This is a genomic window from Allobosea sp. TBD101, assembly GCF_059817965.1.
Genome location: NZ_CM187543.1, coordinates 1,826,167 through 1,843,799, shown reverse-complemented (window position 1 = coordinate 1,843,799; position 17,633 = coordinate 1,826,167). Strand labels below are relative to the sequence as shown.

Annotated in this window: 19 protein-coding genes; 10 read left to right on the top strand and 9 right to left on the bottom strand. The window is 63.8% G+C overall.

What is annotated here, in order from left to right; translation table 11 throughout:
* Positions 1–93 precede the first annotated feature (93 nt).
* Both AC6RIC_RS08765 and pth read left to right on the top strand, forming a co-directional pair.
* Positions 94–711: a 50S ribosomal protein L25/general stress protein Ctc gene (locus tag AC6RIC_RS08765; protein WP_499735882.1), complete on the top strand. Its 618-nt coding sequence runs from the start codon at positions 94–96 to the stop codon at positions 709–711.
* A gap of 127 nt (positions 712–838) precedes the next feature.
* Entirely contained in the window at positions 839–1,453 is a 615-nt protein-coding gene (gene pth / locus AC6RIC_RS08760; RefSeq protein WP_499735881.1) for an aminoacyl-tRNA hydrolase, read from the top strand.
* A 134-nt stretch (positions 1,454–1,587) separates the two neighbouring features.
* Here the strand turns inward: pth and AC6RIC_RS08755 are convergent, their stop codons facing one another.
* The gene (locus tag AC6RIC_RS08755; protein WP_499735880.1) at positions 1,588–2,193 is read right to left on the bottom strand and encodes a single stranded DNA-binding domain-containing protein; all 606 of its coding nucleotides are present in this window, start codon (positions 2,191–2,193) and stop codon (positions 1,588–1,590) included.
* A 206-nt stretch (positions 2,194–2,399) separates the two neighbouring features.
* On the opposite strand from AC6RIC_RS08755, the gene ychF reads away from it, so the two are divergent.
* Together ychF and AC6RIC_RS08745 are read left to right on the top strand one after the other, a co-directional pair.
* Positions 2,400–3,497 carry a redox-regulated ATPase YchF gene (gene ychF / locus AC6RIC_RS08750; protein ID WP_499735879.1) on the top strand — a complete coding sequence of 366 codons (1,098 nt, stop codon included), beginning with the start codon at positions 2,400–2,402 and terminating at the stop codon, positions 3,495–3,497.
* Between the two features lie 14 nt (positions 3,498–3,511).
* Positions 3,512–4,525, top strand: a complete 1,014-nt coding sequence (locus AC6RIC_RS08745) for a MaoC family dehydratase (RefSeq protein ID WP_499735878.1) — start codon at positions 3,512–3,514, stop codon at positions 4,523–4,525.
* Positions 4,526–4,608: 83 nt separating this feature from the next.
* Here the strand turns inward: AC6RIC_RS08745 and AC6RIC_RS08740 are convergent, their stop codons facing one another.
* On the bottom strand, positions 4,609–4,854 hold the full coding sequence (locus AC6RIC_RS08740) for a helix-turn-helix domain-containing protein (protein WP_454658958.1): 246 nt from the start codon (positions 4,852–4,854) through the stop codon (positions 4,609–4,611).
* On the opposite strand from AC6RIC_RS08740, the gene AC6RIC_RS08735 reads away from it, so the two are divergent.
* The 6 genes from AC6RIC_RS08735 (at position 4,795) to AC6RIC_RS08710 (ending at position 11,178) form a co-directional block, all read left to right on the top strand.
* Positions 4,795–5,256, top strand: a complete 462-nt coding sequence (locus AC6RIC_RS08735) for a transposase (RefSeq protein ID WP_499735877.1) — start codon at positions 4,795–4,797, stop codon at positions 5,254–5,256. The two genes, AC6RIC_RS08740 and AC6RIC_RS08735, sit on opposite strands and share 60 nt — an antisense overlap.
* A 383-nt stretch (positions 5,257–5,639) precedes the next feature.
* Positions 5,640–7,181 (top strand): MBOAT family O-acyltransferase, encoded by a 1,542-nt coding sequence (locus AC6RIC_RS08730; RefSeq protein ID WP_499735876.1) that lies wholly within the window; start codon positions 5,640–5,642, stop codon positions 7,179–7,181.
* A gap of 8 nt (positions 7,182–7,189) precedes the next feature.
* Positions 7,190–8,215 carry a hypothetical protein gene (locus tag AC6RIC_RS08725; RefSeq protein ID WP_499735875.1) on the top strand — a complete coding sequence of 342 codons (1,026 nt, stop codon included), beginning with the start codon at positions 7,190–7,192 and terminating at the stop codon, positions 8,213–8,215.
* On the top strand, positions 8,184–9,839 hold the full coding sequence (locus AC6RIC_RS08720; protein ID WP_499735874.1) for an amino acid adenylation domain-containing protein: 1,656 nt from the start codon (positions 8,184–8,186) through the stop codon (positions 9,837–9,839). The genes AC6RIC_RS08725 and AC6RIC_RS08720 overlap by 32 nt, the downstream gene beginning before the upstream one ends.
* Before the next feature lie 60 nt (positions 9,840–9,899).
* Positions 9,900–10,142, top strand: a complete 243-nt coding sequence (locus AC6RIC_RS08715; RefSeq protein ID WP_454655926.1) for an acyl carrier protein — start codon at positions 9,900–9,902, stop codon at positions 10,140–10,142.
* A gap of 94 nt (positions 10,143–10,236) precedes the next feature.
* The gene (locus AC6RIC_RS08710) at positions 10,237–11,178 is read left to right on the top strand and encodes a methionyl-tRNA formyltransferase (protein ID WP_499735873.1); all 942 of its coding nucleotides are present in this window, start codon (positions 10,237–10,239) and stop codon (positions 11,176–11,178) included.
* Between the two features lie 276 nt (positions 11,179–11,454).
* Here AC6RIC_RS08710 and AC6RIC_RS08705 read toward each other — a convergent pair whose 3' ends face one another.
* The 7 genes from AC6RIC_RS08705 to AC6RIC_RS08675 form a co-directional block, all read right to left on the bottom strand.
* Positions 11,455–11,700, bottom strand: a complete 246-nt coding sequence (locus AC6RIC_RS08705) for a hypothetical protein (protein WP_499736575.1) — start codon at positions 11,698–11,700, stop codon at positions 11,455–11,457.
* 215 nt (positions 11,701–11,915) lie between these two features.
* Positions 11,916–13,223: a sensor domain-containing diguanylate cyclase gene (locus tag AC6RIC_RS08700; protein WP_499735872.1), complete on the bottom strand. Its 1,308-nt coding sequence runs from the start codon at positions 13,221–13,223 to the stop codon at positions 11,916–11,918.
* Positions 13,224–13,276: 53 nt separating this feature from the next.
* Entirely contained in the window at positions 13,277–13,921 is a 645-nt protein-coding gene (locus AC6RIC_RS08695) for a class II aldolase/adducin family protein (protein ID WP_499735871.1), read from the bottom strand.
* Positions 13,918–15,027: an S-methyl-5-thioribose-1-phosphate isomerase gene (gene mtnA / locus AC6RIC_RS08690; protein ID WP_499735870.1), complete on the bottom strand. Its 1,110-nt coding sequence runs from the start codon at positions 15,025–15,027 to the stop codon at positions 13,918–13,920. The genes AC6RIC_RS08695 and mtnA overlap by 4 nt, the downstream gene beginning before the upstream one ends.
* Positions 15,028–15,033: 6 nt before the next feature.
* A complete protein-coding gene (locus AC6RIC_RS08685) occupies positions 15,034–15,561 on the bottom strand; it encodes an adenine phosphoribosyltransferase (protein WP_061970256.1) in 528 nt (175 codons plus the stop codon).
* Positions 15,562–15,632: 71 nt separating this feature from the next.
* On the bottom strand, positions 15,633–16,511 hold the full coding sequence (locus tag AC6RIC_RS08680; protein ID WP_499735869.1) for an S-methyl-5'-thioadenosine phosphorylase: 879 nt from the start codon (positions 16,509–16,511) through the stop codon (positions 15,633–15,635).
* Positions 16,512–16,747: 236 nt separating this feature from the next.
* Positions 16,748–17,626, bottom strand: coding sequence for a cytochrome c1 (locus AC6RIC_RS08675; protein WP_454655919.1), 879 nt, complete (start codon positions 17,624–17,626; stop codon positions 16,748–16,750).
* Positions 17,627–17,633: the final 7 nt, after the last annotated feature.

Sequence of the window (17,633 nt, the reverse complement as noted above, 5' to 3'; positions counted from 1 at the left end):
CAGCGTTCGGCTGACACCCTTGGAGGCTCTGAACGCGCAATCCGATGGCCGCCACGAGGCGGCCTTGTCATTTACAAGTCAAGGACATCCAACATGACCGCCGTGAAGCAAATCGAGGCTTCGGCGCGCGCACAGGTCGGCAAGGGGGCCGCTCGTGCTGTTCGCCGCCAGGGCCAGACGCCTGCCGTGATCTATGGTGGGGGCGCTGCTCCCGAAGCCATCGCGCTCGACGCCAACAAGACCCGCCAGCTGATTTTCGGCGGCCACTTCCTGACCACGATCTTCGAGATCAGCGTCGCTGGTAAGAAGCAGCGCGTCATTCCGCGCGATTACCAGCTCGACCCGGTCAAGGATTTCCCGATCCATGTCGACTTCCTGCGCGTCGCCAAGGGCCAGACCGTCACGGTCCAGGTTCCGGTGCACGTCGTCGGTCAGGAGCAGAGCCCCGGCGTCAAGAACGGCGGCCTGGTCCAGATCGTCGAGCACAGCCTCGAAGTCACCGTCGAGCCCGACAACATTCCGGAGTCGATCGACGTGTCCGTCGCTGGTCTGAACATCGGCGACTCCGTCCATGCCGACGCGATCAAGCTCCCGGCCGGTGCCAAGCTCTCCGTCGGCGCTGACGCCACGATCGTCACGGTCTCCGCGCCGACCGTCGAGGCCGCACCGGCCGCCGACGCCGCCGAGGCTGCTCCCGAAGCCAAGGCCTGATGAAACGGCGCCAGCCGGCGCCGCTTCCATCCGGAACGATCACGAGACGGCCGGGCCAGCCCCGGCCGTTTTGCTATGGCATCGGACCAGTCCAATGCTGCACTGACAAGCCTGCCGGAGTCCCGCCATGCTGATCTTCGCCGGCCTCGGCAATCCCGGCGCGCGCTATGCCCGCAACCGCCACAATATCGGCTTCATGGCCGTCGAGGAGATCGCGCGGCTGCACCGTGCCTCGCCCTGGCGCGTCCGCTTCCAGGCCGAGGCCTGCGAGGCGACGATCGGTGGCGAAAAGGTCATCCTGCTGAAGCCGCAGACCTATATGAACGAGTCGGGCCGCGCGATCGGCGAGGCTGCGCGCTTCTTCAAGATCGCGCCGGCCGATGTCATCGTCTTCCATGACGAGCTCGATCTCGCGCCCGCCAAGCTGCGCGTGAAGCTCGGCGGCGGCAATGCCGGGCATAACGGCCTGCGCTCGACCACGGCCGCCATCGGCAACGACTATCGCCGCGTCCGGATGGGCATCGGCCATCCCGGCGACAAGGCGCTGGTCCACGCTTATGTGCTCAACGATTTCGGCAAGCCCGAGCAGCCTTGGGTCGAGGATCTCTGCACGGCCTGCGCCGACCATGCCGCCCTGCTCGCAGCCCATGACGACACCGGCTTCCAGAACAAGGTCCATCTCTTCATGGACGCGCGCGGCCACGCCGCCGTGAAGCGCCTCGGCGAGAAGAGCGACGGCTGATTCCCCTGGCGTGAAAACACGGGTCATCCCGGACGGAGCGCAGCGGAGATCCGGGATCCATGCCTGAACGTTGATCGGAAGCGCTCCGGAATGGATCCCGGGTCAAGCCTGGGATGACACTGGTGGTTCCGGAGTTATAGCGGCAGCTTGGCACCCGCCTTCGCCACTGTGACGCGGCTGGTGCTGTAGCTGCCATCGGCCTGCCGGCTCGCCGTCATCGCAACCTGCGCGCCGGGCTTGAGCTCGCTCGCTTCCGCCGGCGCCGCCATCAGGATCGTCGCCTCCGGGGTGATCGCGACCTTCTGCTCTCCGCCGGGATAGCTCAGCACCAGATTGGCGCCGTCGACCTTGGAGACGGTCTCGGCCACCGTGGCATTGGTCATGGTCGCGTCCGGCAGCACGCCCCAGGGGCGATGCCCCTCGCCCGTGCCGCGCATCGCCTCGGGGAAGATCACGACCTGCACGGCGAGCAGCGTGCCGTCGGCCTGCGGCTTCGCACCGACACCGATGAAGCTGCCCTTGGCGACATCCGAGGCCTTCGCCGCGACCATGCCACCGACCGAAAAGCCCGGCGCGAGCGTGACCTTGATCTCCCGCCCGTCCGCAGCCTTGAGCTCCAGCGTCGCCCCCTCCATCCGCTCGACCGTGCCGCGTAGCCGTGTCCCCGGCGCCTGGGCGACGGCCATGCCACCGACAAGGGCAAAGGCCGGCAGGGCGAACGCGAGGCGGATACGGTTCATGGCGAGGCTCCGAACGGTGCGGGCAGGCATCCCGCCCGATCCAGCACCCGCGCCTGCCACGCCGCCATGCACGTTCGCGTGAGGCACACGGCCGCCATAAGGCCTGCGGCTCTTGTCTTTATCGCGCAAGCCCCCCAATAAGGCCGCAACTTCAAAGCTTCACGCCCGGCCACGGCGATCCGCCACGGGCAACGGAACAGGCGATCATGGGTTTCAAATGCGGAATCGTCGGCCTGCCGAATGTCGGCAAGTCGACCCTCTTCAACGCGCTGACGCAGACGGCCGCAGCCCAGGCTGCGAACTACCCGTTCTGCACGATCGAGCCGAATGTCGGTGACGTCGCCGTGCCGGACGAGCGGCTGGAGAAGCTCGCCGCCATCGCCGGCTCCAAGGAGATCATCCCGACGCGGCTGACCTTCGTCGACATCGCCGGCCTGGTGCGCGGCGCCTCGCGCGGCGAAGGGCTCGGCAATCAGTTCCTCGCCAATATCCGCGAATGCGACGCCATCGCCCATGTCGTGCGCTGCTTCGAGGATGGCGACATCACCCACGTGGAAGGCAAGGTCTCGCCGGTCGACGATATCGAGACGATCGAAACCGAACTGATGCTCGCCGATCTCGACAGCCTCGAGAAGCGCGTGCTGCCGCTGGAGAAGAAGGCGAAGTCCGGCGATAAGGAGGCCAAGGAAGCGGTCCACCTGATGAACCGCTGCCTTACCCTGCTGCGCGACGGCAAGCCCGCCCGCCTGGTCCAGGTCTCGGCAGAAGAGCGCCGCCCGTTCGAATTGCTAGGCCTGCTCTCGTCAAAGCCCGTGCTCTATGTCTGCAATGTCGAGGAAGCCAGCGCTGACAAGGGCAACAGCTTCTCCGAACTGGTCAAGAAGCGCGCCGCCGAGGAAGGCGCAGTCGCCGTCGTGGTCTCGGCAAAGATCGAAAGCGAGATCGCCGTGCTCCCGGCCGCCGACCAGAAGGATTATCTGGAGGCCGTCGGCCTCGACGAGCCCGGCCTGAACCGCGTCATCCGCGCCGGCTACGCCCTGCTCCATCTCGTCACCTATTTCACGGTCGGCCCGAAGGAGGCCCGCGCCTGGACGATCGAGAAGGGCACCAAGGGGCCGCAGGCCGCCGGCGTGATCCATACCGATTTCGAGAAGGGCTATATCCGCGCCGAGACCATCGCCTACGAGGACTACATCGCCAACAAGGGCGAGTCCGGCGCGCGCGAGGCCGGCAAGTTCCGGCTCGAAGGCAAGGACTATGTCGTCGCCGATGGCGACGTGCTGCATTTCCGCTTCGCGAACTGAAGAGCCTGCCGGCGATGTCGTTTTTCGAGGATTTCGTTCCGGGCCAGAGCGCATGTTCGCGCAGCCTCGACGTCTCGCAGGACGACATCGTCGCCTTCGCCTCGCGCTATGACGCGCAGGATTTCCATGTCGACCCCGAAGCGGCCAAGACGAGCTTCGTCGGCCGCCTGATCGGCTCGGGCTGGCACAGCTGCGCGCTGCTGATGCGTCTGATGGCCGAGGATTTCCTGCTCGACGCAGCCAGCATGGGCGCACCGGGCATCGAGGAGGTGAAGTGGCTGCGCCCTCTCCTCCCCGGCGACAGCGTCAGTGCCCGCCGCACCGTGCTCGAAAGCAAGGCCTCGCGCTCGCGCCCCGAGATGGGCCTTGTGCGCTTCCGTCTCGAACTCCTGAATCAGCGCGACGAGCCGGTTCTGGAGCAGACCAACTGGATCATGTTCGGCCGCAGGGGCTCCGGCATCGGCAAGCACCCTGCCGGTCCGTGGCTCGACCATGCACCGATCTATCAGCGCCCGGCTGTCGAGAGCCCGCTGGACGCGCCCGTCGAGCCGCCCGGCCCGCCGCGCTTTTTCGAGGAGCTTTCGGTCGGCGACAGCCACGAGCTCGGCAGCTTCGTCTTCACGTCCGAGGAGATCGTCGCCTTCGCCCGCAGCTTCGACCCGCAGCCCTTCCACATGGACGAAGCCGCGGCCCGCAACAGCTCGTTCGGCAGGCTCGCCGCCTCCGGCTGGCATACGGCCGCCGTCTGGATGGCCTGCATGGTCCAGCACCGCAGGCGCCAGCTCGCGGTGGCACCCGACCGGCCCGCGCGCCTTGGACCCTCCCCCGGCTTCAAGAACCTGCGCTGGACGAAGCCGGTCTTCGCCGGGGACCGCATCACCTATCGCTCCGAGGTCATCGACAAGCGCGAGAGCGCCTCGCGCCCGCAATGGGGGCTGTTCTTCCACCGCAACACCGGCGTCAACCAGAACGGCGAGGAAGTCTTCAGCTTCGACGGCTGCGTTTTCGTCGAACGCATGCCTCAATAAATCCTTTTTAAAACAATAATCTACGACGCAAGAATCGAACGCCGACTTCCGCCAATCTACGTAGCAGCTACAAACCTGGAGGCTCAATTGCTCTTGGTTTCTGGGCCTGCTTGCGCTGCACCAGTCACGCCTGACGATCCCGAATCGTCCAGCGCAGCGGCCTCATCGGCGATCAGATCGGCCACCCGTACGCCAATGGCATTGGCCAGCTCATAGAGCGAGATGATCGTCGGGTTTCGCCGACCGCGTTCAAGGCTGCTGATGTACCATTGGCTAAAGCCCGAGCGCTCCTCGACCTGCTCCTGAGTCAGGCCGCGCTCTTTCCGTATGCCATCGGCCGCTCGATCGACGTCAGGCTGACGCTGGCGGCCCTGCGCTCAGCCATCGAAAAGCGAAAACCGCCGCCCGGCTGCGTGCATCACGGCGATCGCGGATCGCAATATGCTGCGAGCCCCTACCGGCAAGCGCTTGCCGAACATGGTCTCGTCGGATCGATGGGGCGCCGCGGCAATCCGTACGATAACGCCAAGGCCGAGAGCTTCATGAAAACGCTCAAAGTCGAGGCGGTTTATCCAATGGCCTACGAGACCTTCGAGGATGTCGCCGCCGACCTTCCGCGCTTCATCGATCAGGTCTACAACGCCAGCCGACTGCACTCAGCACTCCGCTATCTCAGCCCGCAGCAGTTCGAGGATCGACACGCCCGGCTTACGGTCAAATCCGCAGCCTGATCCTGTCTACCCGCCGGGGCTCACTCCACCTCATGTCCTATTACGGGCACCGCGAGTTGCAAAAGCGGAACGCCAAGGCGAGATCAGCGGCCTAGCCGGCTGCGCCAAAGAGATGGCGTCCGCCTCGGCCCTTGTCGACGTGAACGCCCGGCCGATACGGCTGGCGGGGAAAACGAGCCTTCGGCGCCGCGCAGGCCATTGCTCAATGAGCCACAGATCACATGACGCCTGTCAAGTTCGTCCCGGCATTCCCGTAGTACGGCGGCATGCCGTCGCTTGAGCCCGCACGAGGGCGGGGCGACAAGGCGTGGGAATGTTATCACGATCAAGACGTGCAATTTCAGATCAAATAAAACTTCTGATTGTATCGGGAGTTGAGTGACATGTTGTTCAACTCTCCTCAGTTCATATTTCTGTTTCTTCCCAGTGCGGTCTTGGGGTTCTTTCTGCTAGGGCGCAGCGGAAAGCCAAGCCTGGCCCTGAGTTGGCTCGTCGCGGCATCCTTATTCTTCTACAGTCAGGCCAATCCCTGGCTCATCTTCGTGCTTCTGGGCTCGCTGTTTTGGAATTTTGCGGCCGGCCTCGTGCTCGCTCGCAGGAAGTCGCGGCTCCTTCTCGGTCTCGCGATAGCCGGGAACTTAAGCGCGCTGGCCTGGTTCAAATATGCCGGCTTCTTCGTTGGGCTCGTCGATTCGCTGACCGGTGCCGCACCATTCAATCTGGCGAACGTCGCAGTACCGCTCGGCATTTCTTTCTACACCTTCCAGCAGATCTCCTACGTCGTCGACGCTTATGACGGGGTCAGTCGTGAAGACAGTCTGATACGGTATTTCGCATTCGCGTCGTTCTTTCCGCAGCTTCTTGCTGGCCCCATCGTTCGCCATAGCGAGATCGTCAGCCAACTGCGCGACCCCGCGACTTACGCCCCGCAGGCTCGCAACATCGCCCTCGGGGTGTCAGCATTCGCCATAGGATTGTTCAAAAAGATTATCATCGCGGACAATCTCGAACCGGCAGTCAATGCCACGTTCGACCTTGCGGTTCATGGAGCGTATCCGCCTATCGATTTTGCGTGGATCGGAGCAACCTCCTACGCCTTGCAACTGTACTTTGACTTTTCGGCCTATTCCGACATGGCGATCGGCCTTGCCCTGATCTTCAATATACGGCTGCCATTCAATTTTTCATCTCCTTACAAGTCTGCAAGCATCATCGAATTTTGGGAGCGTTGGCATATCACGCTGACCCGATTTCTCACGACTTACGTCTACAACCCAATCGCTATGCGCCTCACCAGAGCTCGTATCAGCGCAGGGAAACCAGGGCTGCGCCGATCATCCTTCGAGCTGAGGCCCTTCCTTCACTTGATCGCGACCCCAACGATCCTAACCATGGCCTTGTCCGGTCTCTGGCACGGCGCCGGTCTTCAGTTTGTCGCGTGGGGGCTCCTTCATGGCCTCATGCTCGTGGTAAACCGAGCCTGGAGAAGCGCCACGGCGACGCTGCGGAGCCTGCAAGGGATACGAGTGCCTCGTGCGGTTGGAATTCCGCTGACCTTTTTCTGTGTGACCGTTGCCCTCGTGTTCTTCAGGGCGAACGGCCTCGATCATGCTTTCACCGTCTTAGGTGGCCTGTCCGGCTTGGCGAGCGGCCCTAACCCTGCGGCACTCGATGCGGACGGAGGCCTCAAGCTGCTCATTCTTGGGCTGTTTATCGTCTGGTTCCTGCCGAACACCCAGCAATGGCTCGGCCTCGTCGAGTGTAAAATGCTCGCAGGATGGACGAGTCTCGGGGCGGCTTTCGATCCGGGAGGTCGGAGGCTGCCCAGATTCCTGCACGGCGCTCTTGCTGGGGTGGTCCTGAGCGTCGCGCTGCTGCGCCTTATGGGCGAGGCGCCGGCCGAATTTCTCTACTTTACGTTCTAGGTGCGCACATGAAAGCCTACCTGCTCGGACTGCTCGTCGGCGGCTTCTCAGCCCTGGCTCTCGTTGCGGGCGGGTTCATCGCTGTCATGACCTTCAAACCGCAAAACCTCATAGCGCCTGCCATATCCAGCGTAGAATCGGTCAACGAAAAGTTCCGGTTCATTCGCCTTCATCCTGGTCTGAACCCTGAAGTTGTCTTAGTCGGGTCATCCGTCGCTTGGCGGCATATCGACGGAGCCGCTTTCTCGGCCGGGACTGGCGCAACATTTCTGAACGGGGCCACGGCCCTGCTCGCGGTTCATCAAACGCGGTATCTGGCGAAGTTTTATACGGAATTATTCCCGCGCGCCTCCACCTTCGTCATGCTCACCAACCTCACCGATTTCGGCGATTGCGGCCAGAACCGTAATATCTTCAAGCCCGACGACGCTGAGAAGTATGTGCGAGGAGAGTGGCCGGAGGTTTTTTTCTACATGAAATACCTGACGCTCGCTCGATATTACTCCGCATACCGCATTTGGCCGAAAATGACCGTGCCGTTTGCTGGCGACCGCTGGCAAGATGAGTTCGGGTCCAGCCCGCTGCAGGTTGCCGATCGCGGCCTCCGGTATGGTCCGCTGAAGTTCGACCCGACCTGTATCGAGGAACTCAAGCAGTTTTCGGCTGAGCTTCGGGCCGGCGGACGTCAGCTTGCCGTCGTCATCACGCCGGTCCGGCCAGGATATCTTGCAAACTATCCCGATGCCCGCTCGCAGCTCGAGACCATCGTCTGCGAGATCGATCCGCAACTCCATAAAGACGGCAACCTGCTCGTGGACTTGCGTGAGGCCGATGTCCAGGAGTCGGATTACTGGGACGCCTTTCATCTGCAATGGTCGGCAGTTCAGCGGCTCACTGTCGGACTGAGCAAGGAGCTGGCGCCGTTCGTCCGGCGCGGAAACAAGGCGCCCGAGATGCAGATTGCGAGTTGCAGATGCGGGATCAACGAGCCTCGGAGCGGAGATGATGCTTTCCAGCTTCCCCTTGAACAATAGCTGCCTGGCCGACACCGGGCCGGCATCGGATGGGACGCTCACCTCCGTGCTCGCCAGGTCGGCGCAGCTCTTTCCGGATCGACCTGCGGTGTGGGCGCGGGGAGAAACCCGAACTTTCGATGAGTTCTGGGGTGCGGCCGGCACGCTCGCGGCGGCATTGATCGATGCTGGAGTCGAACCGAACGATCGGGTTGCTCTTCTCTGCTCCCGCACCATCACGGCATACACGGCGATCGCGGCTGCCCTGCGTGCGGCCACAACGTATGTTCCACTCAATCCGCGTTACCCACTGGAGCGAAACCGAAGCATCCTGACGGCCTCCGGTGCGAGCGCGCTCATCATCGACCGCAAATGTGCCGCGCTGTTCGAGCACCTCCTGGAGGCTCCTCCGCCCAGCTTAAGGGTGGTCCTGGCCCCGGAGCCCGATACACGCCGTCCTGCGGCAAATACGCTGTTTCTCGACTCGAAGGACCTGGATCGGAGCGCAACGAAGCGCGCCCAGTGGCCCTCGCCCGCGGCTGAGGACTTCGCCTACCTTCTGTTCACCTCGGGGTCTACGGGGGCCCCGAAGGGTGTCCCGATTACGCATGGGAACGTCACATCTTACCTTGCCGGGATCTCGAACGTCGCCCCGGTGAGTCCGGAGGATCGTCTCATTCAGCTTGTCGACCTCACATTCGACCTCTCCGCTCACGACATGTTCATGGCCTGGACGAACGGTGCATCGATCGTGAGCGTCCCCGAGAATGCGACTCCGCTGGCTCCTCGGTTCGTTCAGGAGCAACAGGCGACGATGTGGCTATCTGTGCCATCCGCGATCGGCATCGCGCATCAGGCTGGCCTCCTGGGACCTGCCACGCTGCCGAGTCTTCGGTGTTCGCTATTCTGTGGCGAAGCCTTTCCCACTGCGCTGGCTCAAACCTGGGCCCGTGCTGCGCCAAACAGCGTGATTCATAATCTCTACGGCCCCACCGAGGCCACGATCGCCATCAGTTACTTCACCTATCAGCCGGGTGATGCCTCAACGGTCCTGCCCATTGGCCAGGCCTTCGAGGGACAGGGGATGGCTCTGTTCGACGAGCTCGGGCAGCCGGTTGCGCCCGGTGCGGTCGGAGAGGTGCATTTGGCTGGATCACAGCTTACCCGCGGGTATTGGCGACAGCCAAAGCTCGACGAGGACAAGTTCCTGACAATCGACGGGACACGCTGGTATCGAACCGGCGATCTCGGACGATGGAGCGAGAGCGATGGCTTCCATTACCTCGGCCGTATTGATCATCAGATCAAGATTCGAGGGTATCGGGTCGAACTCCTTGAGATCGAAGGCGCTCTGCGAACGGCAACCGGGCGCGATCTCGTAGCCGTCATCCCTTGGCCGCAGGCCGTCGACGGAGTGGCCGATGGCGTCGTCGGCTTCATTGTCGGCGAACCACTCGACCCGAGCATCATCCGCAAGCGCCTGGAGACATGCCTCCCCGATTACATGCTGCCCCACTCATTGCTCTTTCTCGAAGCACTTCCGCTGAACTCGAACGGAAAGATCGATGCGCGTGCACTCGCGGAAAGCCCCGCACTCCATGCACTGCAAAGCAGGGGCCGGCATGAACCGACCGACCCGGCATGAGGCGCGCCTGCGTCGCCGGCCGAAGACGCATCTTCACCCTCAAGACATGAGGACCAGTACATGAACGTACTCAGTCGTCTGCAGGAGACCGCAAGGAGCGTATTCGAGAACGAGCACATCGTGCTCGGACGAGAATCAACGGCGGCCGACATCGCGGAGTGGGACTCCGTCTCGCATATCTCCCTGGTGCTGGCTGTTGAAAGCGAGTTCGGCATGCGGTTCGGCACAGCCGAGATCGGATCTCTCGAAAATGTCGGCGACTTTGTCGACCTGATCGAGAGGAGGATGACAAACGCTGCTTGAGCGAGCGGCCATGGCACGATCCCGACGGCTCGGGCAGCGTTTCGCAAGGGGGCGCTGCGCCAGGCCGTGTCGATAGGCTCGGAGGAGTCCTGTGATGCCGATACGATTTTTGGTGCTCGGCGAGGGCTGGCCCGCGAAGAGGTGCGTTCGGACGATCCAGGCCCACGCCGACGGCCACCTCGCAGCGTGGATCAGTCCGAATACTGATAAGCACGAGTCGGAAATCGAACTAAGCGATTTCAATTCAGCTCGTGGCGCGGAGTATGTACGGAAACTGCACGTCGATTGGATTGTCAGCGCGAACAACCTACAAATCGTAGGCGAGGACGTTTTAAGGGAAGTTGACTATAAAGCGATCAACCTTCATCCAGCTCCCCTGCCTGAGTACGCGGGACTCCACTGCCATCAATGGGCTATTCGTAATGGAGAACAACACTTCGGAGTATCGATCCATATGATAAGCAGTAGTGTCGATTCTGGCGACATTATCGCTGAGCATAATTTCGCGCTGTCAGGGGAGGAGACCGGGCTTAGCTTATTCATCAAATGTATGGGGGAAGGGGCATCGTTGCTTGAGTCAGTTCTTAATAAAATCCTGTCAGGACGCGACCTAGATCGCTGGAAACAGGATTTATCCAAGAGACGAGTTTATCGGCACAGCGACGCCATAACGTCAGAGTTGAATTGGCAAGAACCGGCCGATCGCTTGATCCGGTTCATTAGGGCGTGCAACTACGAGCCATTCGCATCTCCTACCTACAGCGCAAGGCTAAAACTTTCTAATAATGACGACATTACTATATTATTGGCAATTATTGGAGGATTCACTACGCATGAACCTGGCGATTTTGTAAGAATATCGGAGAGTGGCATTCACTTTGCCGCAGGTGATCGCAGAGAAGTGGTTGTCACGAAAGCCAAACACGCGGGAGTCGATATGTCCGGCCATGCCCTTGCCGCGTTTTTTGGATCGTCGGTCGCGCAGCTTGATGGATCACAAGGGCGTCGTCCGAGCTCTACCAGGTTGTTTAAGTAGGTGCTCGCCTGGGCGTTGTTGGCGGCGGAGCTGAACCACTATCCCGGCCTGATCGATGCGCTCCAACTGGCGCGTGAGCTGGAGTTCTCGACCGAGCGCCGCAACGGATTGGAAGCATAAAGGTCGCGCATGTTGGCTGTCGTCGTCAGAGTCTCGAAATTGTGCTGGGGCTGACATTGTAGCTGCGAGCGATCTCGCGAACGGGCTCGCCAGTGGCTTCCCTGGCCAGAGGCTCCTGTCTCTGATGATGGGGCATCCCGAAGGGGCGGCCCAGTTTCACGCCGCGAGCTTTGGCCCGGCTGATCCCCTCGCTTGGACGACTAACCCAAGAAGCTTCAGAGCCTCCGTTCGCGCATTGTCTGGCGTCCAAGGCGATCCGTGACGACCGATTGTGATCCACTTTGGCCGCCCCTTAACGGTGGTTTTCAGGACATAGGACTTGTCCCTCACCTGGCATCTGACGCCAAAGCCCTTGATCTCTGAATCCCAGACATCTTCGCCGGGAGCGAGATCATCGACCACTCGTTTTGTGATCCGGATCGAGCTTCGCTTTGCCACATCAATCTCCTAGCAGCTACGGAGTAGCAACATTCCTATCGGGAACTCGCAAGGGCTGATGGGGCTTTACGCGCAAATATCACTTAAATTCGGGTGTTTCGTGGGGCTCCTGGGGCTCTTCTCTCTTATGTATTATGTTTCGACGGCTGCGTTTTCGTCGAACGCAAGCCGGCCTGATCTCAGCCGGCCCTGAGGCCTGTCGCCGTGGAGAGATGTGCGGTCTCGATCCGGTCGCGGCCATTGCGCTTTGCGGCATAGAGCGCTGCATCCGCCCGGGCATAGAGCGCATCGCCGTCGAGCGGTCCGACGCCGCAGCACAGCCCGATCGACACTGTCGCGCCCTGCAATTGCGCATCGACCGCCCGCCAGGGCGCCTGCGCCAGCGCCTGCCGGATCGCCTCGGCGACGGCCATGGCCTCGCCCGATGTCGCATCCGCAATCAGCACGCCGAATTCCTCGCCGCCCAGCCGCGCGACAATTCGTGCTGCGCCGGTCGGCGGACCATCGATGATCTGCGCCACCAGCCGCAGGCAGGCATCGCCGGCAATATGGCCGAACTGGTCGTTGATCGCCTTGAAATGATCGACGTCGACGATCAGCAGCGCGAGCGATTGCGGGCGTGCCGCCTCGCTGGCGAGGCATTCGATGAAGCGGCGGCGGTTGGCAAGCCCAGTCAGCCCGTCCGTCTGCGCCAGCTTCACCAGCTCGGCATTGGCCTGCCGCAGCGCGTCCTGCGCACTGATCAGTGCGGCCTGCTGGCGCTTCGCCGCCGTCGTATCGGCATGGATGAAGCAGCTCAGGCCCTCGAGCGTGTGCCGGGCGACGACACGCCGCCAGCGCTGGCCCGGCAGTTCGATCTCGAAGGGCGCTCCGTCATAGCGCAGGCCGTTCAGGATGCTGGCGCGCAACCCGGCGACCGTGGAGACGCCTCGCCAGCACTCGCTGACGATCTCGTCGAATCTCAACCCGACGACCATGGTGTCTGCCGGGATGTCGTAGAGCTTCCGGAAGGCGTCGTTGGTGGCGATGATCCGATCCTCGCCATCGAGGAGCATGGCGCCATCGGGAATGAACCGCAGCGCCTCGAAGGCCGGCAGCAGCGCCTCGGCGCCTGCTCCCGCGCGGCGCGGCGCCTCGAGCATCTGCCACATCCTGACACGGCCGCCGCAAGGCGCCAGCAGCGAGGTCGCGCGCAAGCGCCGGCCGTTATGAAGGAATTCGAAAGCCTGGGTCTGGTTCTCGTGGCGCGCCACGCCCTCGGCGATGTAGCGCTCGATGTCGTGCATCTCCTCGGGAGCGAGCCGCAGCGTGTAGAAGCGCCGGAGATTCTCGACGTAGGGCTCGCCGGGATAGATCAGCCCGTCATCCTCGGGAAAGAAGTGCAGGAACGTGCGATTCCAGCCGACGGCACGATGCTCCGCATCGTACTCGCAGACGCCGACCGACAGCACATCGAAAGACTCGTGCAGGTAGCGCGAAACGATCATGAGCCACCTTAGGGCGGCAGTGTTTAACGCAGCGTAAGACGGATGCGGTCAGATCAACCGACCTTGCCGTAGCCTGCGAATTTGGCGCCGACACGCTCCATCTCCGCCGCATCGAGGATGACCGGCTCGATCCCCGCCGCCAGGATATCGAGATATTGCCCGGCGAGGTTCTCGACCTCCGCGACGATGGTATGCGCACCGGCGAGTGTCTGGCCGAGCGCGATCACGCCATGGTTGGCGAGCAGCACCGCCTTGCGTCCTTCCAGCGCCTTCACGGCATTATCGGCCAGCTCCGACGTGCCGAATGTCGCATACGCGGCACAGCGCACATCGGAGCCGCCGCAGAGCGCGATCATGTAGTGGAAGGCCGGAATGCCGCGCCGGGTGCAGGAGAGCGCCGTGGCCCGCGGCGAATGGGTGTGGACGATTGCCTGCGCATCCGGCCGTGCCCGATAGATCGCGACATGGAAGGGCCATTCCGAAGAGGGCTTGCGGTTGCCGCCGAGAACGGTGCCATCGAGCCCGAGATGGATCAGGTCTTCCGGCTTCGTCTGCGCATAGGGCAGACCCGACGGCGTGATCAGCAGGCCATCGCCGAAACGAGCGGAGACATTCCCCGATTTCGACGGACAGAACCCCGCCCGGTCGATCGCCTGCGCGACCGCGACGATCTCCTGCCGCAGTTCCGTTTCGGTCATGCCGTGCCCCTGTTCGTCAGGTCGGGAAAGAGCTGTGCGAGCCCTGCAGCGCTGGCGGCGCAGACGCCGCGCTCGGTGATCAGCCCAGTGACGAGCCGCGCCGGCGTCACGTCGAAGGCGGGATTCGCCGCGCCGCTGCCCGGCGCGACGACGCGCACGGAGCGCACCTCGCCGTCATCGGCGAGCCCGGAGAGATGCGTCACCTCGCGCGCGGCGCGCTCCTCGATCGGGATATCCGCGAGCCCGTCGCTTATGCTCCAGTCGATCGTCGGCGAGGGCAGCGCCACATAGAAGGGCACGCCATTGTCATGCGCCGCCAGCGCCTTGAGATAGGTCCCGATCTTGTTGGCGACATCGCCGGTCGCCGTGGTCCGATCGGTGCCGACAATCGCCATGTCGACCTGCCCGTGCTGCATCAGGTGTCCACCGGCATTGTCCGCGATCACGGTATGCGGCACGCCATGGGAGCCGAGCTCATAGGCCGTCAGCGCCGCGCCCTGATTGCGGGGCCTAGTCTCGTCGACCCAGATATGGACGGGGATGCCGGCATCGTGAGCGAGATAGATCGGCGCCAGCGCCGTGCCCCAATCCACCGTGGCGAGCCAGCCGGCATTGCAATGGGTGAGGATATTGACCGGCTCTCCGGCCGGCTTGCGCGCCGCGATCTCCGCGATGACAGGCAAGCCATGCTCGCCGATCGACCGGCACAGCGCGACATCCTCGTCGCAGATGGCGGCCGCCTCGGCATAGGCTGCCTCTTCACGCGCTTCCGGAGCGAGCGGGGCAATGGCACCGCGCATCCGTTCGAGCGCCCAGCGCAGGTTGACCGCGGTTGGCCGTGTCGCGCCAAGCAACGCAAGCGCGGCTTCGAGAGCAGTATCCGAGGCATCGGCCCGCATCGCCAGCGCCACGCCATAAGCCGCCGTCGCGCCGATCAGCGGCGCCCCGCGCACGACCATGCTGCGGATCGCGTCCGCGGCCTGCTCGGCCGAACCCAGCGCCACCGTCTCGAAGCGAAAAGGCAGCCGCGTCTGGTCGATCACGACGACGCGCCAGCCATCCTGCGCGCGCCAGATCGTACGGTAGTGCTGGCCGTTGATCTTCATGGCCGCTCAATGCCCGCCGAACGAGACCAGCGTCCGCACGGGCACGCCGAGCCGGCGGATCTTGTCGGCGCCGCCGAGCTCCGGCAGGTCGACGATGAAGCAGGCCGCCACGACCTCGGCGCCGAGCCCGGCGAGCAGGTTGACCGCCGCCTCGGCCGTGCCGCCGGTGGCGATCAGGTCGTCGACCAGCAGGACACGCTCGCCCGGCTGCACCGCGTCGCGATGGATCTCGATCTCGTCCGTGCCGTATTCGAGCGCATAGGTCGCGCGCAGCGTCTCGAGCGGCAGCTTGCCCTTCTTGCGGACGGGAACGAAGCCGGCCGAGAGCTGATGCGCCACCGCGCCGCCGAGGATGAAGCCGCGCGCCTCGATCCCCGCGATCTTGGCGATCTTCAAGCCCGCGAAGGGCTGGACCAGCTCGTCGACGGCTCGGCGGAAGGCCCGCGCATCGCCGAGCAGCGTAGTGATGTCGCGGAAAACGATACCGGGCCGGGGATAGTCGGGAATCGCGCGGATGCTGTCGGCGAGGTTCATGGGCACCGTCTCTGAGGCCAGGGCGGACGCCTTGGTCCGACGCCGGGCCGGCTTCGTCAAGGGCGCCGTCATCACGCCGCCTTGAGCACGCGGCCTGCGACGGCATCGAGCTTCGCCAGCAGGGCCGGATCGCGGAAAGCCGGCGCGGTCACGATGGCGTTGTCGAGCGCGTTGTGGGAGCCGGCCGGGCACGCTTCGCGCTGCGCCGGGAAATCGGCCGCGAGCCGCGCCACGAGGCGCTGCGCCTTGTCGGCATTGTCGTGCAGCACGGCGATGACCGAGGCCACGTCGACGGCGCCGTGCAGCTCGTGCCAGCAATCGTAGTCGGTCACCATCGCGACGGTCGCGTAGGTGATCTCGGCCTCGCGGGCGAGCTTGGCCTCGGGCATTGCGGTCATGCCGATCAGGTCGTAGCCGAGCCCGCGATAGGTCATGGATTCCGCATAGGTCGAGAATTGCGGCCCTTCCATCGTGACCAGCGTGCCGCCGCGCACGAAGGCGAGGTCCTCGGCCTCAGCCGCCGCCGCGATCCGCGCCTGCAGGGCCGGCCCGACCGGATGAGCGACCGAGACATGGGCGACGCAGCCCCGGCCGAAGAAGGAGTTTTCGCGCCGGCTCGTCCGATCGACGAACTGGTCGACCAGGACGAACAGGCCCGGATAGAGCTCGGCCTTGTAGGAGCCGCAGGCCGAGAGCGAGACGAGGTCGGTCACGCCCGCCCGCTTCATCACATCGATATTGGCGCGGTAATTGATCTCGGATGGCGGGATGGCGTGGCCGCGTCCATGCCGCGGCAGGAAGACGATCTTCGTCTGCCCGATCCTGCCGGTCCGCAACACGTCCGAAGGTTCGCCCCATGGGCTTTCGATGCGCATCTCGCGCAGGTCGGTCAGGCCCGGCAGATCATAGATGCCCGATCCGCCGATGATTCCGAGAACGGCTTCGCTCATGGTCGATTCCTTTTTTCGGCGCGGAAAGGACCACCTTTCGATGACGGTCGCAATACGCCGCCGCTAGCCCCCGTCATGCTCAGGCTTGACCCGAGCATCTCCTCCCGAAGAAGCCTCCGGAAGCTTGTCCTGCCCGAAATTCTCGGATCTGCGCTTCGCTTCGTCCGAGAATGACGGCGCGCGAAACGAAAAAGGCCCCGTCGCCGGGGCCTTTTCCTAGAACGATATCGAACCGATCAGTGGACCGGCGAGCCGTCCGGCATGCGCGACCACACCTTCTTCTTGGTGTAGTAGAGCAGCCCCGCGAACAGCACGAGGAAGATCATCACCTGCAGGCCGATGCGCTTGCGCTGCTCCAGATGCGGCTCCGCCATCCAGACCATGAAGGCGGCAACGTCGCGCGCATACTGGTCGACGGTCTCCGGCACCGGCGACTTGCCGTCCGCACCCTTCGGATACTCGACCTGCCCGTTGGAGAGCGGGTTCGGCATCGCGATCAGATGGCCGGGCATGTATTCGTTGTAGTTCTGACCCGGCAGCAGGGTGACGCCCGCAGGCGGCTCCTTGTAGCCGGTCATCAGGGCGTGGATGTAGTCCGGACCCTGCTCCTGATACTGCGTGAAGATGTCGAAGACGAAGGTCGGGAAGCCGCGGGTATAGGTGCGCGCCTTGGCCAGGACCGAGAAGTCCGGCGGATAGGCGCCGCCCTGCGCCGCGCGGGCGGCCTGCTCGTTGGCGAACGGTGACGGGAAGCGGTCGGCCGGGCGGCCGGGCCGCTCGAACATCTCGCCGGCCTCGTTCGGGCCGTCCTTGATCTGGTAGGTCGCGGCGAGCGCGGCGACCTGGCCGGGCGTGAACTCGGGGCCGCCGGGCTGCGACAGGTTGCGGAAGGCAACCAGGCTCGCGCCGTGGCAGCTCGCGCAGACTTCCTTGAAGACCTTGAAGCCGCGCTGCAGCTGGGCCCGGTCGAACTTGCCGAACGGTCCGGAGAACGACCAGGTCAGCGCCGGCGGCTTCGGGCCGGCCTCGGCGGCCTGCGCCGCCGGCTGGAGGAGCGCCAGCGAGAGGCCGGCAGCGAGCCCGGTCAGGGCGAGACGAAACGCGATTCTGCTCATGGTTCCG